Origin of the sequence: Pseudomonas marincola (assembly GCF_900682675.2) — a bacterium.
GTDB lineage: Bacteria > Pseudomonadota > Gammaproteobacteria > Pseudomonadales > Pseudomonadaceae > Aquipseudomonas > Aquipseudomonas marincola.
Genome location: NZ_LR215729.2, coordinates 4,135,552 through 4,151,237 on the forward strand (window position 1 = coordinate 4,135,552; position 15,686 = coordinate 4,151,237).

The window sequence follows — 15,686 nt, forward strand, 5'->3', positions numbered from 1 at the left end:
CGCCCGATGCAGCCACAATACCGAGAGCATCCGTTGATAAAGCGGCTTTTACCGACTACTTATCGAACGATAGCGACTCGCCTGCATAAACTCGCCATAATCAGCGTAATAACCGCTTCACATTCACCGGCCAAGGTCTCTCAACTGCATGCCGACAACCTTCTGGTTCCTCCTGCTGCCTGGTTTCTCGATGATGGGGCTGATGTCCGCCACCGAGCCGCTGCGCGTTGCCAACCGTTTTAACGCCGATCTTTATCGCTGGCGTCTGCTCAGCGTTGATGGCGGGCCGGTAGAAGCCAGCAATGGCATGTCGCTTAACGTCGAGGGCGGCCTTGAAGATCAGGATCAGCCGCACACAATCTTTGTGGTCAGCGGCTTTGAACCGCTGGCGGCGTTCAGTTCGCGACTGGCCAACTGGCTGCAACGGTTTGCGCAACAGGGCGCGATTATCGGCGGCATCGACACCGGCAGTTTTGTGCTGGCCGAGGCCAGGCTCATCGATAAGCAGCGCATCACCTTGCACTGGGAAGCGATCAATGCATTTCAGGAGCGCTTTCCTGCTTTGCAGGTCACCCAGGAATTGTTCGAGATCGACGGGCAGCGCATCACCACAGCGGGCGGCACCTCGACCATCGACATGATGCTCACGCTAATCGCCCGTGATCAGGGCGAAGCCATGGCCGTGCAGGTGTCCGAGCAATTTGTGCTGGGGCGGATTCGCTCGCGTCAGGACCATCAGAGAATGCAGATCACCAATCGTTATGGCGTGCACAACAAGAAGCTCAGCCATGTGATTGCCGAGATGGAGCGTCGCTGCGAAAACCTGCTGACGCCGACCCAACTGGCCGAAGCTGTTGATGTCACCCCGCGCCAACTGGAGCGTTTGTTTCGCCAGCACCTTAATGACACACCGGCAAACTTCTACCTCAATCTGCGTCTGGATAAAGCCCGCCAACTGTTGCGCCAGAGCGACATGAATGTGCTGGAGATTTCGCTGGCCTGCGGCTTTGAGTCCTCCAGCTACTTCTCACGGCGTTATCGCAAGCGCTTCGGCAGAAGCCCCAGCCATGACCGTCACGAGAATGGTCGCAGCTCTACCGTTTAAGCCACAACACCCGCCTCGCCTGTTGCCCTCGCACAAAGCTGAACGCTCACCCGCGCCTGAGCGTTAATCGCGCCGGAGAGGCGAATTGCTTCCGCCGATTGACGCTTTCGGCAATCCCTCAGTCGTTTTTGCATCGGGTCACTTTACCCCTCGGGGATATGCTCACCTCAAAGCGTCGTCACCAGACCTGGCGCAAGAACCTGAGGGGACAGCCTGATGAGCCCAGCCGAACTACACGCCGACAGCATCGTTATTGACGGGCTTATCATCGGTAAATGGAACCGTGAACTGTTTGCAGACATGCGCAAAGGCGGCCTCACCGCCGCCAACTGCACCGTGTCGGTGTGGGAAGGGTTTCAGGCCACGGTGAACAATATTGTTTCCAGCCAGCAACTGATTCGCGACAACAGCGACCTTGTTATTCAGGTTCGCAGCACAGCCGACATCCATGCCGCCAAGGCTCAGGGCAAAACCGGCATCCTGTTTGGTTTTCAGAATGCCCACGCTTTTGAAGACCAGATCGGCTATGTCGATGTGTTCAAGCAGCTCGGCGTCGGCATCGTGCAGATGTGCTACAACACCCAGAATCTGGTCGGCACCGGCTGCTACGAGCGTGACGGCGGGCTCTCCGGATTTGGTCGCGAAATTGTTGCCGAGATGAACCGCGTCGGGATCATGTGTGACCTTTCACACGTGGGCTCGAAGACCAGCGAGGAAGTCATCCTCGAATCGAAAAAACCGGTCTGCTATTCACACTGCCTGCCGTCTGGCCTTAAAGAACACCCGCGCAACAAGTCTGACGAAGAACTCAAGTTCATTGCCGATAAGGGCGGCTTTGTCGGCGTCACTATGTTTGCGCCCTTCCTCGCCAAAGGCATCGACTCGACCATCGACGATTACGCCGAAGCCATCGAATACGTGATGAATCTGGTGGGCGAAGACGCCATAGGCATCGGCACTGACTTCACTCAGGGCCACGGTCAGGACTTTTTTGAGTGGCTGACCCACGACAAAGGTTACGCCCGCCGCCTGACCAGCTTCGGCAAGATCGTTAACCCGCTGGGCATCCGCACCGTCGGTGAATTCCCCAACCTGACCGAAACCCTGCTCAAGCGCGGCATGCCCGAGCGTGTGGTGCGCAAAGTCATGGGCGAGAACTGGGTGCGGGTACTGGCCGATGTCTGGAACGAGAAATAACCAGCCCAGCCTGTAAACAGCTTCACGGCGCGCCGGAGCGAACCGGCTGCGCCAGCACCGACTACATGCTTGAGTCACCTTTTTCTGGAGTTTAAACATGGCCACACACGCACCCGAAATGCCTATTCAGGTCGACGACGAAACCGGCGTCTGGACCACCGACGCCCTACCGATGCTGTATGTGCCACGGCACTTTTTCGTCAACAATCACATGGGTATCGAAGAGGTTTTGGGCGCCGAAGCCTATGCAGAAATCCTCTACAAAGCCGGCTACAAATCCGCCTGGCACTGGTGTGAAAAAGAAGCAGCGCTGCATGGTTTACAAGGCGTGGCAGTTTTCGAGCACTACATGAAGCGTTTGTCTCAGCGCGGCTGGGGGCTGTTCAAGATTGAGCATATTGATCTGGCCAAAGGCACCGCCGAGGTACGCCTTGAGCACTCGGCTTTTGTCTACGTGTATGGCAAGTGCGGGCGCAAGGTCGATTACATGTTTACCGGCTGGTTTGCCGGCGCCATGGACCAGATTCTGGAAGCCTCCGGCAGTTCGATTCGCACCGTGGCCGAGCAGGAATTCAGCGCCTCCGAAGAAGGCCATCAGCACGGCCTGTTCATCGTTAACCCTATTTGATTGAAGCGTTTACAGCGCCGTAAGCGAAGATCCGGCCCGGTGATCTCAAGCTCTTGAGCCCGCGCCAGATCAAGTGCAGCTGCTTTGTTTGCGTATTAAGGAGTACCAGATGGCGTTTGAAGCAATGTTTCAGCCCATTCAGATTGGCAAGCTGACCATACGCAATCGCGTGCTCAGCACTGCACACGCTGAGGTTTATGCCACCGACGGCGGCATGACCACCGAGCGCTACGTCAAATACTACGAAGAGAAAGCCAAGGGCGGGATTGGTCTGGCGATTTGCGGCGGCTCGTCTGTGGTTGCCATCGACAGCCCCCAGCAGTGGTGGAGTTCAGTCAATCTGGCCACTGACCGGATTATTCCGCACTTTCAGAATCTCGCCGACGCAATGCACAAGCACGGCGCCAAGATCATGATCCAGATTACCCACATGGGCCGTCGTTCGCGCTGGGATGGTTACCACTGGCCGACCCTGATGTCGCCGTCCGGCATTCGCGAACCGGTGCACCGCGCAACTTGCAAAACCATTGAGCCGGAAGAAATCTGGCGGGTCATCGACAACTACGCGCAGGCAGCGCGGCGTGCCAAGGCTGGCGGGCTGGACGGTATCGAACTGTCGGCCGTGCACCAGCACATGATCGACCAGTTCTGGTCGCCACGCGTCAACAAGCGTGAAGACGAATGGGGCGGCAGCTTTGAAAAGCGCATGCGTTTTGGCCTCGAAGTGCTCAAGGCGGTGCGCGCCGAGGTAGGCCCGGACTTCTGTGTGGGCATGCGCATCTGCGGCGATGAGTTTCACCCCGATGGCCTCAGCCATGAAGACATGAAACAGATCGCCAAATACTACGATGACACCGACATGCTCGATTTTATCGGCGTGGTGGGCTCGGGTTGCGACACCCACAACACCCTGGCCAACGTGATCCCGAACATGAGCTATCCGCCCGAGCCGTTTCTGCATCTGGCGGCGGGCATCAAGGAAGTCGTCAAGGTTCCGGTTCTGCATGCCCAGAACATCAAGGACCCGAATCAGGCGACGCGAATTCTTGAAGGCGGTTATGTCGACATGGTCGGCATGACCCGTGCGCACATCGCCGACCCGCACCTGATTGCCAAGATCAAAATGGGTCAGGTCGACCAGATTAAACAGTGCGTGGGCGCCAACTACTGCATCGACCGCCAATATCAGGGCCTCGACGTGCTGTGCATTCAGAACGCCGCCACCTCGCGTGAATACATGGGCGTGCCGCACATCATCGAGAAAACCACCGGCGTTAAGCGCAAAGTAGTCATCGTCGGCGGTGGCCCAGCCGGTATGGAAGCGGCTCGCGTGGCAGCAGAACGCGGCCACGAGGTAACGCTGTTCGAGAAGAAAGACCAGCTTGGCGGGCAGATCACCACGGCATCAAAAGCCCCGCAACGCGACCAGATCGCCGGCATTACCCGCTGGTATCAACTGGAACTCGCGCGCCTGAACGTCGATGTGCGACTGGCTACTGGCGCCGATTCGGCGACCCTGCTCGACCTGCGCCCCGACATCATCGTGCTGGCTAACGGCGGCCACCCGAACCTTGAGCAGAACCCGCATTGGGGCGCTGAAGAAGGCCTAGTTGTGAGCAGCTGGGATGTGCTCGACGGTAAAGTCGCGCCCGGTAAAAACGTGCTGGTGTACGACACCATTTGCGAATTCACCGGCATGTCGGTTGCCGACTTTCTTGCAGACAAAGGTTCGCAGGTCGAAATCGTCACCGACGACATCAAGCCCGGCGTGGCCATCGGCGGCACCTCGTTCCCGACTTACTACCGCAGCATGTACCCCAAGGAAGTGGTCATGACCGGCGACCTGATGCTGGAAAAGGTCTACCGCGAAGGCGACAAACTCATCGCCCTGCTGGAGAACGAATACACCGGAGCCAAGGAAGAGCGCGTGGTCGATCAGGTCGTAGTCGAGAACGGCGTGCGCCCGGACGAGAGCCTGTATTACGCACTCAAGGAAGCTTCGCGTAACAAGGGTCAGATCGATGTCGAGGCGTTGTTCGCGATTCAGCCACAGCCGTGTTTGAGCGAGCCGGGCGAAGGCTATTTGCTGTTTCGCATCGGCGACTGCGTAGCCCAGCGCAATACCCATGCTGCCATCTACGACGCCCTAAGATTGTGTAAGGACTTCTGATCGGCCTCTGAGTGTGCTGTGCGGCGTTACTTCCCTTGCCCATAGTCGACTATTGGCTGCGGTAAGTGCCTTGCTCAGCGCACTCAGTGACTCGATCGGGTGGGCCTTGGATTTTTGAGAGCGAGGGCGAAGGCGAAAACTAAGAGCTTTGGGTGAAAAGCAAGAGCGGGTGTGGTGTGGCAAACGCTCGATGTTAAACAAGCTGGCTAGTCACTGTGTGGCTCGTCTTTCGGTGATGCGGTCCCGCTAGGGAGACCCGATGATGTTGAATACTCTTCTGCCAATTCTGCTATTTGCCGCACTGGCGCTGGCGGTGGTTGGTGCGTTCAAGCGGTTCGCCATGTGGCGGCGCGGCAAGCCTGCTGAGGTGGAGTGGTTTGGTGGTTTGCTGGCTATTCCGCGTCGTTACATGGTTGATCTTCACCATGTGGTCGCGCGCGATAAATACATCGCCAATACCCACGTCGCGACTGCCGGGGGTTTCGTGCTGGCTGCGGTGCTGGCGATTCTGGTGCATGGCTTTGGCTTGCACAGCGCGGTTCTTGGTTATGTGTTGTTAGCGGCAACTGCACTGATGTTTGTCGGGGCGCTGTTCGTGGCCAAGCGGCGGCTTGATCCGCCTGCTCGCTTGTCGAAAGGGCCGTGGATGCGCTTGCCGAAAAGCTTGCTGATGTTCTCGGCCAGTCTGTTTATCGCCACGTTGCCGGTCGCCGGTATTTTGCCAGCGGGTTTTGGCGGCTGGCTTCTGGCTGCAATCCTGCTGGTCGCCATTGCCTGGGGCGTGAGTGAGTTGTTCTTCGGCATGACCTGGGGCGGGCCGATGAAGCATGCTTTTGCCGGCGCTCTGCATCTGGCCTGGCACCGCCGCGCCGAGCGCTTTGGCGGCGGCCGGTCGACAGGGTTGAAAGCGCTGGATCTGGACGACCCACTGGCGCCACTCGGGGTGGAAAAACCGACCGATTTTACCTGGAACCAATTGCTCGGTTTCGACGCCTGTGTGCAATGCGGCAAATGCGAAGCGGCATGTCCGGCCTTTGCAGCGGGGCAGCCGCTGAATCCAAAGAAGCTGATTCAAGACATGGTCGTGGGCCTGGTGGGTGGCAGCGATGCCAAGTTTGCCGGCTCACCCTACCCCGGCAAGAACATCGGCGAGCACAGCGGCGGCCCGCATCTGCCCATTGTGGCGCTGGACGGCAAAGCCCTGGTTGATGCCGAAACGCTCTGGTCTTGCACCACTTGCCGCGCTTGCGTTGAAGAGTGCCCGATGATGATCGAGCACGTCGATGCCATCGTCGATATGCGCCGCCACCTCACGCTGGAAAAAGGTGCAACGCCGAACAAGGGCGCCGAGGTTCTGGACAATCTGATTGCCACCGACAATCCCGGCGGTTTTGCACCGGGCGGCCGACTCAACTGGGCAGCCGATCTCGACTTGTCTGTGCTGGCCGATAAACGTCAGTGCGATGTGTTGTTCTGGGTCGGTGATGGCGCGTTCGACATGCGCAACCAGCGCACCTTGCGCGCACTGGTCAAAGTGCTCAAAGCCGCTGCGGTCGACTTCGCCGTGCTCGGTCTGGAGGAGCGTGACAGCGGTGATGTGGCGCGCCGGCTGGGGGATGAAGCGACCTTCCAGCAACTGGCCAAACGCAATATCGCCACCCTCGCCCAATACACCTTCAAGACCATCGTCACGGCTGACCCGCACAGTTTCCACGTGCTTAAAAACGAGTACGGCGTGCTGGGCGGCCACTACCGGGTTTTGCATCACAGCACTTACATCGAGCAACTGATCAATGCCGGCGATCTCAACCTTGGCCAGCATCAGAACGCCGCCGTGACCTATCACGACCCTTGTTATCTGGGCCGCTACAACGGCGAGTACGAAGCGCCGCGCAATGTTCTCAATGCCATCGGTATCGAGGTCAGGGAAATGCAGCGCTCGGGCTTTCGTTCACGCTGCTGCGGAGGGGGCGGTGGTGCGCCGATCACTGATATTCCGGGCAAGCAGCGGATACCGGACATGCGCATGGTCGACATCAAGGAGACCGCTGCCGAGATTGTTGCCGTGGGTTGCCCGCAGTGCACGCTGATGCTCGAAGGCGTGGTCGAGCCGCGCCCTCAGGTTAAAGACATTGCTGAACTGGTCGCTGAAGTGCTGATCGAGGCAGCGCCCAAACCGTCCGTGAAACGCCAGCCTGCGGAGACTTCGGCATGAGTGAGATTATTCGCCGCGACCCACACGCAGAATGGATCGCGCGTAACCGCCTGCACCCGCTGCACGCCACCTTGCAAAAAAAACCAGAGCGCTGGATGAGCGCCGCTGGGATTGTTCGCAAGAATCCGCACGCCGTGGGTTTTATCGGCCCTGAAGGCATCAAGCGGATCGACCGTTCGGGCGCGCAGAGTGCCAGCGCAGGCAAACGCAGCGCAGCACCAGCCGCCGTGCAACTGCCGCTGCATCGGGTCGAGCAACCGGCGTTTCATATCTGCGTGGTGCCGGACATGGTCGGCGGGCGCTTGAGTAGCCACGATAAAGACCTGCTCGGGCTCGCCCGTTCATTGGCAGGCAACAACGGCGCTGTGCTGGCGATTATTTTTGCCGAACATAAAGAGCAGGCCTTCGACACAGCCGGTGTTGATCGCCTGATGCACTTCACCGATGACACGCTGGCCGGCTATTCGCCTGAACTGCGCGTGTTGGCCTTGAGCGCCGTCGAAGCACAACTCAAGCCACGTCACTGGTTACTGCCGGACAGCCGCAACGGCGGCGGTGAGCTGGGCCGCCGGCTGGCCGCAAAACTATCCGAGCGTCCGGCTACCCGCGTCTGGCAAGTTGCCGATGGCCAGTGCATTGGCCGCGCGGGCGCTGGCCGGGAAGACTCGCAGCGGGCATTGCCACGGCTGATTCTGGCCGCTGCCGAGTGCGCCAGCCCGGTCAGTGAAACACGCCATGAGTGCCTGGCAATGGCAACGCCGGAAAACCTTGCCCACGGCTTGCCTCGAATCGAGGATTGCGGCGCGGTAGCCGTAGACCCGGCGTTGATTCCGATGGCCGAGGCCGAGTTCATCTTGTCCGGTGGTAACGGCGTCAGCGACTGGACGCAGTTCCATCAGGCCGCCGAAATTTTGGGCGCAACCGAGGGCGCATCACGCGTGGCGGTGGACGATGGTTTCATGCCGCGCAATCGTCAGGTTGGCGCCACCGGCACGTGGGTCACCGCACGGGTGTATCTGGCGGTGGGTATCTCGGGCGCGGTGCAACACCTACAGGGCATCGGTGCCTGCGACAAAGTGGTGGCCGTGAACAAGGACGCCAATTGCGACATGGTTAAGCGCGCCGACCTGAGCGTGATCGGCGACTCGGCGGCCATACTCGGCGCCTTGATTGCGCGCATCAACGCGCACCGCCACGGAGGTATTCGTGATGCTGCATAACACCGCTCAAGCCACGCCAGCGCTGAATGTTGTGGCGCTGGTATCCGTGGGCGCGCACCCAAGCTCGGGCCGCGCGCGCCGCGCCGAACAAGACGCACGCGCTATCGAGTTGGGCTTGCGGCTCGCTGGTCAGCAACTTGAAGTGCTGCACGCAGGCGACCCGCAACAACCAGCCTTACGCAGTTATCTGGGCATGGGCCTGCAGCAGTTGCACGTGATCGAGCAACCGGCGCAAGCCGATGTCATCAGCGCTCTGCATGACTATTTGCAAGACAGCGACGCACAACTAATTTTAACCGGCAGCCAGGCTGAAACTGGCGAAGGTTCGGGCATGCTGCCGTTCCTGCTGGCTGAGCAACTGGGCTGGCCAATGGTGGTCGGGCTGGCCGAAGTCGAGCACATAGAAAATGGTATCGCCCAAGTGCTTCAAGCCCTGCCGCGCGGCCAACGCCGACGTTTAAAGGTGCGCCTGCCGTTTATCGCCAGCCTCGACAACGCCGCTCCCGTCGCCCGGCAAAGTGCCTTTGGCCCGGCGCGGCGCGGCGAATTGCTCAGCCATGCGGCAGAGGCAAATCCCGACGCGTTGCTCAGCGAGTCGCCACTGCAACCCGCCAGACCCCGGCCAAAACGCCTGAAAATAATCACTGCCAAGACGGGCGCTGAACGCATGAAAGCGGCGACCGCAAAAGCCTCGGGCGGTGGTGGCCAAATTATTAAAGGCGACTCGCCAGAGGCGGGAGCCGAGGCTATCTTCAAATTGTTAGTCGATGAAGGTGTGCTGCGCTAAGCACCATTAATAAGGAGATTTACCATGATGCACGCCGATTTGATCGATCAGGAAGACCTGCGCGAACGCCTCGTCGCCATTGGCCTGTCCATCCCGGTTGGGGCGAGCGCCGAACAGGCATGCGAACAGGCAGTGCGGGGCTTGAGTGCTGATCGCGCGCTGGCGCTACGGCGCATGGTGGAAGAGATGCTGGGCGGCAATGCCACTTTGCTGCCGGCTGTGCGTGAAGCGATTTCGCGCACATTGTTACCGGCGCTGGTTCCCGCGCCGAAATAATCCGCCAACCCTCGCAAGTTAACGCGCCAGCCGAATCGTCACAGCGCTGGCGCAATTAACTACGGCCAGCCGGTTACAGCCGAACACTGGCGAAGGTGGACTCGCTCTGAGCGCGGTTTAGCGCGGCCAACGCGGTTGAAACAGATTCATGCTGCAACTCTTCGGTGACCGGCACCAGCGAGACGATGTTCGTCAGGCTGTTTGTGGCGCGCTCATCACGCGGCGGAATGCCAAAATACTCGCGGTAGCACTTGGAGAAATGCGGTGTAGACACAAAGCCGCAAACCGATGCGACTTCAATCACCGACATCGACGTTTGCTTAAGCAATTGCCGTGCGCGAATCAGCCGCAGCTTGAGGTAATAACGTGAAGGCGAGCAGTTCAGGTATTTCTGAAACAGGCGCTCAAGCTGACGGCGTGACACATCAACGTAGCAGGCCATTTGATCGAGATCGATTGGCTCTTCAAGGTTGGCTTCCATCAGCGCCACAATTTCCTGCAACTTTGGCTGATTGGTGCCAAGCATGTGCTTGAGCGGCACGCGCTGGTGATCCTGCTCGTTGCGGATGCGCTCGTAAATAAACATCTCGCTGATTGCCGCGGGCAACTCACGGCCATGCTCGCGACCAATCTGGTGCAGCATCATATCCATCGGCGCGGTACCACCCGATGAAGTATTGCGATTGCGGTCGATGGAAAACAGCCGCGTGCTCATCGCCACACGCGGGAAGGCTTCCTGCATCGAGGCCAGGCATTCCCAGTGCACGCTGCAATCGAAACCATCGAGCAAACCCGCTTTGGCCAACGCCCAACTGCCGGTACACACGGCGCCCATGCGACGGCCCTGGCGCGCCATCATTTGCAGCCATTGCAAGTGCTCGCGGGTCACGCTGTGCTGAATATCCACGCCGCCACACACAATCACCGCGTCTAGCTTGGGCGCGTTGGCGAGGGAGGCATCGGGGGTAATCGTCAACCCGTCACTGGCCGATACCGCGCCGCCGGCCTGGGTCAGTGTGAACCAGCGATACAATTCTTTACCGGAAAGCTGGTTGGCCATGCGCAATGGCTCAATCGCTGACGCGAGGGAAATCAGGGTGAAGTTGTCGAGCAGCAGAAAGCCGATAGTCTGAGGTACGCGATTTAGAGGCTGAGCCTCTTGAGTAGACTGCGACATTTGATGGAACCCTCACGCAAGCACGTCATTAAGCCGTTCAGCGGCTTTTCTTGGATTCGTCCGACGCAACTGGGTGCGAATATCAAAGGTCGGCGGAAATAGTTTCAGTCTCTATTTTCAGCCTGACAGTTGCACCGCATGCAGCACATCGTGACCCGTTTTATTGTGATGGTCGGGCATTTGAATGACCGGACCGAACACCGATCAAAAGAGCAAAGGTCATGCCTAATTTGATTGGCCGTTCAAAAAAAAATAGTCCGCCCCGCAAGGCCCGACAAGCGGCGATTCTGTTCACGACATGACCGATCGGAAAACGACCGGAAAACCCTTGAGCCACGGGGTTTGTGATGATTGGTAGCAGGATTAAAACAGCTGTTTGTCACCGGTTCTCAAATCCGTTCCGCACCAGTAACAAACAGCCGTTTATTAAAGCGATCGCGCGCCAGCAGGTGGCAACTGCAAAGCGCTGCACCCAAATCAGGCACGCCCTTGCTGACTCAGCATTCGATTGCGCTGACCGCCAGCCCGCCGCGTGAGGTTTCCTTGTATTTGTCATGCATGTCGGCGCCGGTGTCGCGCATGGTGCGAATCACCCGGTCCAGGGAAATGAAGTGTTTGCCATCGCCACGCAAGGCCATTTGCGCGGCATTAATGGCCTTCACCGCAGCAATCGCGTTGCGCTCAATGCACGGCACCTGCACCAGCCCGCCGACAGGATCACAGGTAAGCCCGAGATTATGTTCCAGGCCAATTTCAGCCGCGTTCTCCAACTGTTCGGGAGTTGCCCCAAGGATTTCCGCAAGCCCGGCCGCCGCCATTGCGCAGGCCGAACCCACCTCGCCCTGACAACCAACCTCTGCCCCTGAGATCGACGCGTTCTTTTTGCAGAGGATGCCAATCGCCGCGGCGCTGAGCAGGTAATTGATCACATCGTCTTCGCAGGCATCCGGATTGAAGCGCATGTAGTAATGCAGCACCGCCGGGATAATCCCGGCTGCGCCGTTGGTGGGCGCCGTCACCATGCGACCGCCCGCGGCGTTTTCCTCATTAACGGCCAAAGCGAACAAGTTGACCCACTCCATGGCCGAGAGCGTCGAGCCGATTACGTTGGGTTTGCCCAGCTCAAGCAGGCTGCGGTGAAGCTTGGCGGCGCGGCGCTGAACATTCAGGCCGCCCGGCAAAATCCCTTCATGGCGCAGGCCTTGTTCGACGCAATCGCGCATGGCCTGCCACAACGTCAGCAGCGAACTGCGGATTTCAGCTTCACTGCGCCAGGCCTTTTCATTGGCCAGCATCAGCTCACTCACCCGCAGGTTGTGGCGCTGACACAAGTCGAGCAACTCTGCCGCGCTGGAAAAATCATAGGGAAGCTCAGTTACGTCCTGATCCAGCACGCCGCTGGCCGCTTGCTCGGCATCGACCACAAAGCCGCCGCCGACCGAATAATAGGTGTTGCTCAGGAGTTCATACTCATCGCTGGCAAAAGCTGTGAGCGTGAGCGCGTTGGGGTGATAAGGCAGATTTTCATCGAGCAGCAGCAAGTCGCGCTGCCAGTCAAAAGCAATCTCCGGCCCCGCGCCCAAGGCCAATTTCCGGCTTTGCTTGAGCGTCTCGATGCGCGGCAACACCTGCAAAGGATCAATCGTATCGGGCCACTCGCCCATCAAGCCCATGACGACTGCATTATCGCTGCCATGACCAATGCCGGTTGCCGACAAGGAACCATACAAGCGCACCTCCACCCGTACCACTCGCTCAAGCATGCGGCGCTCGCGAAGAGCCCCCACAAACAGCGCGGCAGCACGCATAGGGCCGACAGTGTGGGAGCTGGAGGGGCCGATGCCGATCTTAAACAGGTCAAATACGCTGATAGCCATGACGGATTCCTCAATGGGCGCGTTGTGTGCTGGCCATCATCAATATTTCATTCAGGGCCTGACGTCTGACACCGACTTGCTCGTGCTTAAAGCCGTCACGCCGATAAAACTTGCAGCGCGCAGCCCAGCCCCAAGGGGCGATAAACCCAGCGAAAACGCCCTGTGTTGCACGGTGCAACACCATACAAAGTGCGCGATTGTGCGGGTTTTAAAGGCGCGGGGCTTTGCAAAAACACAGTCCAGAATCGCCAGAAATCACTGAAAATCCACTCAAAAACAGCGAGTTACAGCGCGCCTGTAACACCCGACAAGCACCCTTCTCTCGCCTGCAATTTCCACTGGCATTGCTCAAGGCCCGATTTCAGGGGCCTGCAGCGTTTGCCGAGGCCAATCAGTGCGGTTATTGCGCAAAAAATGCGCGGCAGCATGTCGCCCCATAACACGTCAGAGTCGTAAACCGACAATTGCGCCAACCGGAAGGCTATATCGTTGAGTCAGCCGATTTCGTCGCTGTTGCCAGCGGTTAAGCAACAGACTGGGACTCATCAATCCCGGACCGAAAAAAATACGCGCAGGTGTCACTTGAATGAGCCTGCCCAACAAGAAAATTCGGATGTACGCGCATCTCGGTTTGAGATGTGTTCGCCCAAGGGACTGGGTTTCACAACACTGCCAGAGGATTTGCCACGCATATTGCTGCACGGCATAAACGGTTGATTCGCTCACGACCTCGTACTCGCCCAGCGCTGTTGCAGCACGGGCGATGCGTGGGTGGGATTCGAGGCATCCAGCGCCAAGCGGCCCCATGCAGACCAGATTCCGCAACCACGTAAACCCAAACAGGCACGAACAGTCGGCATCACTCTGTAACCCTTCCGGGCTGAAGCAGTGTTCCGCGTAACTGATCTGATTGTCTTATGAAGGGGAACACTCCCATGCAGTCTGGAAAAATTGTGGTCAAGAACCTCTACAAGGTTTTTGGCCAAAACGAACAAGAAGCGATCGACCTGCTAAAAGAAGGCTGGAGCAAAGACAAGATACTGGCTGAAAAGGGCTCTGTAATTGGTGTAAGCGATGTTTCATTCAGTGTTGAAGAGGGCGAGATTTTTGTTTTGATGGGGCTTTCCGGCTCGGGGAAGTCAACGCTTATCCGCCTGATTAATCGCCTGGTCGAGCCCAGCAGCGGCGATGTTTTCATTGATGGTCAGAACGTCGCAAAGCTACCCAAGGCGCAGTTGATCGAGTTACGCCGCCGCGACATGAGCATGGTCTTCCAATCTTTCGCGTTAATGCCTTCACGCACCGTTCTCGACAACGCCGCCTTCGGCCTGGAGGTCGCCGGGGTTGGCCGCAAAGAGCGCGAAGAACGCGCGATGACCGTGCTCAAACAAGTTGGCCTCGACACCTTCGCGCAGAAACATCCTCATGAGCTTTCTGGCGGTATGCAACAACGCGTTGGCCTGGCCCGCGCTCTGGCGGTCAACCCGTCAATGATCATCATGGACGAGGCGTTTTCAGCCCTCGACCCTCTCAAGCGCCGGGAAATGCAGGACGTTCTGCTCGAACTGCAAAAGACCCACCGGCGCACCATCATCTTTGTTTCCCACGATATTGAAGAGGCCATGCGCATCGGTAATCGCATCGGCATCATGGAAGGCGGCAAGCTGATTCAGGTCGGTACGCCGCAAGAGCTGGTCGACAACCCCGCCAACGATTACGTGCGTAACTTCTTCGACACCGTAGACACCAATCGCTACCTCACCGCCGGCCAGCTCAAGGCCGACAGCGTGCCGCTGTTCGTACACAACGGTCAGGCACCGGATGCGCTCATGGTCTGCCAGCAGTTGCAGGACATGGACAAGCATTACGCCTTCATCGTTGACGAGTTCAACAAGTTCAAAGGCTCGATCAGCCTGGAAAAAATTGCCCTGCTGGTCGAAGACGGCCAACCCCACAGCCTTGATGCCAAGGTGCTCAAACACATCGACTGCATCCCCGAAGACCTGCCGCTGAGCGAGGTGATTGAGCGCCTGGTGGATAACGAAGGGCCGATTCCGGTGATGGACGAAGGGGGCTTCTATTGCGGAGCAATCAGCAAAGGCCGCCTTCTGACCCGCATGCAGGGAGACTGACATGAGCGATAAAAAACTTGATCTCGGCAGCTGGGTAAATGACGTAGTCCAGCACCTTTTGGACAACTACAGCGGCGCCTTCGACAGCATTGGCCAAGTGGTCAGCGGCTTCTCGGAAGGCATTGAGGCGGTGTTGATGTTCCCGCCCGCATGGCTCTTGATTGCGATTTTCGTGGCGCTGGGCATCTGGCGTATCGGCGTGCGCTTTGCTGTGTTCACCGCCATCTCATTTGCCCTGATCGTGATGACCGGCTTCTGGGAACAAACCGTGGTCACCCTCGGGCTGACCTTCTCGGCCACTTTAATCAGTTTGATCCTTGGCGTGCCGCTGGGCATCTGGGCGGCTAAAAGCGAGCGTGTGGCGATGATCATCCGACCCATTCTCGACTTCATGCAAACCATGCCGGCGTTCGTATACCTGATCCCCGCCGCCATGCTGTTCGGCCTTGGCCGCGTGCCCGGCATCATCGCCACGGTTATTTTTGCCATGCCGCCAGCCGTACGCCTCACCAGTCTGGGCATTCGTCAGGTCAACAAAGAGATCGTCGAAGCCGGGCAATCGTTCGGCTGCAACAACCGCCAACTGTTGTTCAAAGTGCAACTGCCAAATGCCATGCCGTCGATCATGGCCGGGGTTAACCAGACCATCATGATGGCCCTGTCGATGGTGATTATTGCCTCGATGGTCGGCGCCGGCGGCCTGGGTAATGACGTTCTCGCCAGTATTCAGCGCCTCGACATCGGCCTTGGTTTCGAGAGCGGCATGGCGGTGGTGTTGCTGGCGATCATTCTCGACCGCATTACTGAGAGTTTCGGCACCCCGCGCCAAGCGACCAATCGCAGCAGTCTGGTCAGTTGGCTGAGCGCAAAACTACAAAGCCAATAAGCCTATTTTGAACTGA

At 58.4% G+C, this 15,686-nt stretch carries 12 protein-coding genes; 10 read left to right on the forward strand and 2 right to left on the reverse strand.

The window, feature by feature from the left end; all coding sequences use genetic code 11:
* Window positions 1–148 precede the first annotated feature (148 nt).
* The 8 genes from PMYSY11_RS18995 (at window position 149) to PMYSY11_RS19030 (ending at window position 9,598) form a co-directional block, all read left to right on the forward strand.
* Complete coding sequence (locus PMYSY11_RS18995; protein WP_150547736.1) at window positions 149–1,105, forward strand: GlxA family transcriptional regulator; 957 nt, start codon at window positions 149–151, stop codon at window positions 1,103–1,105.
* A 216-nt stretch (window positions 1,106–1,321) separates the two neighbouring features.
* Complete coding sequence (locus tag PMYSY11_RS19000; protein ID WP_090509334.1) at window positions 1,322–2,302, forward strand: dipeptidase; 981 nt, start codon at window positions 1,322–1,324, stop codon at window positions 2,300–2,302.
* 97 nt (window positions 2,303–2,399) lie between these two features.
* Window positions 2,400–2,930, forward strand: coding sequence for a 4-vinyl reductase (locus PMYSY11_RS19005; RefSeq protein WP_069898197.1), 531 nt, complete (start codon window positions 2,400–2,402; stop codon window positions 2,928–2,930).
* A gap of 109 nt (window positions 2,931–3,039) precedes the next feature.
* Window positions 3,040–5,100 carry a dimethylglycine demethylation protein DgcA gene (gene dgcA, locus PMYSY11_RS19010; protein WP_150547737.1) on the forward strand — a complete coding sequence of 687 codons (2,061 nt, stop codon included), beginning with the start codon at window positions 3,040–3,042 and terminating at the stop codon, window positions 5,098–5,100.
* Window positions 5,101–5,362: 262 nt separating this feature from the next.
* The gene (gene dgcB / locus PMYSY11_RS19015; protein ID WP_150547738.1) at window positions 5,363–7,315 is read left to right on the forward strand and encodes a dimethylglycine demethylation protein DgcB; all 1,953 of its coding nucleotides are present in this window, start codon (window positions 5,363–5,365) and stop codon (window positions 7,313–7,315) included.
* Entirely contained in the window at window positions 7,312–8,535 is a 1,224-nt protein-coding gene (gene etfA / locus PMYSY11_RS19020) for an electron transfer flavoprotein subunit alpha (protein WP_150547739.1), read from the forward strand. Before dgcB ends, etfA begins: the two co-directional genes overlap by 4 nt.
* Window positions 8,525–9,322 (forward strand): electron transfer flavoprotein subunit beta, encoded by a 798-nt coding sequence (gene etfB, locus PMYSY11_RS19025; protein ID WP_150549614.1) that lies wholly within the window; start codon window positions 8,525–8,527, stop codon window positions 9,320–9,322. Before etfA ends, etfB begins: the two co-directional genes overlap by 11 nt.
* Window positions 9,323–9,346: 24 nt before the next feature.
* The gene (locus tag PMYSY11_RS19030) at window positions 9,347–9,598 is read left to right on the forward strand and encodes a hypothetical protein (protein ID WP_069898201.1); all 252 of its coding nucleotides are present in this window, start codon (window positions 9,347–9,349) and stop codon (window positions 9,596–9,598) included.
* 73 nt (window positions 9,599–9,671) lie between these two features.
* Here the strand turns inward: PMYSY11_RS19030 and gbdR are convergent, their stop codons facing one another.
* Both gbdR and PMYSY11_RS19040 read right to left on the reverse strand, forming a co-directional pair.
* Window positions 9,672–10,775, reverse strand: a complete 1,104-nt coding sequence (gene gbdR, locus PMYSY11_RS19035) for a choline metabolism transcriptional regulator GbdR (protein ID WP_069898202.1) — start codon at window positions 10,773–10,775, stop codon at window positions 9,672–9,674.
* 497 nt (window positions 10,776–11,272) lie between these two features.
* Complete coding sequence (locus PMYSY11_RS19040; RefSeq protein WP_069898552.1) at window positions 11,273–12,652, reverse strand: L-serine ammonia-lyase; 1,380 nt, start codon at window positions 12,650–12,652, stop codon at window positions 11,273–11,275.
* Window positions 12,653–13,587: 935 nt separating this feature from the next.
* Here PMYSY11_RS19040 and PMYSY11_RS19045 point away from each other — a divergent pair.
* Both PMYSY11_RS19045 and choW read left to right on the forward strand, forming a co-directional pair.
* Window positions 13,588–14,784: a quaternary amine ABC transporter ATP-binding protein gene (locus tag PMYSY11_RS19045; protein ID WP_150547740.1), complete on the forward strand. Its 1,197-nt coding sequence runs from the start codon at window positions 13,588–13,590 to the stop codon at window positions 14,782–14,784.
* A gap of 1 nt (window position 14,785) precedes the next feature.
* A complete protein-coding gene (gene choW / locus PMYSY11_RS19050) occupies window positions 14,786–15,670 on the forward strand; it encodes a choline ABC transporter permease subunit (protein WP_069898204.1) in 885 nt (294 codons plus the stop codon).
* Window positions 15,671–15,686 lie beyond the last annotated feature (16 nt).

Excerpts from the sequence above, each read along its gene's own strand:
- PMYSY11_RS19045 (WP_150547740.1), top strand. The coding sequence starts at position 13,588 with ATGCAGTCTGGAAAAATTGTGGTCAAGAACCTCTACAAGGTTTTTGGC.
- PMYSY11_RS19005 (WP_069898197.1), top strand. The coding sequence starts at position 2,400 with ATGGCCACACACGCACCCGAAATGCCTATTCAGGTCGACGACGAAACC.
- PMYSY11_RS19030 (WP_069898201.1), top strand. The coding sequence starts at position 9,347 with ATGATGCACGCCGATTTGATCGATCAGGAAGACCTGCGCGAACGCCTC.
- choW (WP_069898204.1), top strand. The coding sequence starts at position 14,786 with ATGAGCGATAAAAAACTTGATCTCGGCAGCTGGGTAAATGACGTAGTC.
- etfA (WP_150547739.1), top strand. The coding sequence starts at position 7,312 with ATGAGTGAGATTATTCGCCGCGACCCACACGCAGAATGGATCGCGCGT.
- gbdR (WP_069898202.1), bottom strand. The coding sequence starts at position 10,775 with ATGTCGCAGTCTACTCAAGAGGCTCAGCCTCTAAATCGCGTACCTCAG.
- PMYSY11_RS19000 (WP_090509334.1), top strand. The coding sequence starts at position 1,322 with ATGAGCCCAGCCGAACTACACGCCGACAGCATCGTTATTGACGGGCTT.
- dgcA (WP_150547737.1), top strand. The coding sequence starts at position 3,040 with ATGGCGTTTGAAGCAATGTTTCAGCCCATTCAGATTGGCAAGCTGACC.
- dgcB (WP_150547738.1), top strand. The coding sequence starts at position 5,363 with ATGTTGAATACTCTTCTGCCAATTCTGCTATTTGCCGCACTGGCGCTG.
- PMYSY11_RS19040 (WP_069898552.1), bottom strand. The coding sequence starts at position 12,652 with ATGGCTATCAGCGTATTTGACCTGTTTAAGATCGGCATCGGCCCCTCC.
- PMYSY11_RS18995 (WP_150547736.1), top strand. The coding sequence starts at position 149 with ATGCCGACAACCTTCTGGTTCCTCCTGCTGCCTGGTTTCTCGATGATG.
- etfB (WP_150549614.1), top strand. The coding sequence starts at position 8,525 with ATGCTGCATAACACCGCTCAAGCCACGCCAGCGCTGAATGTTGTGGCG.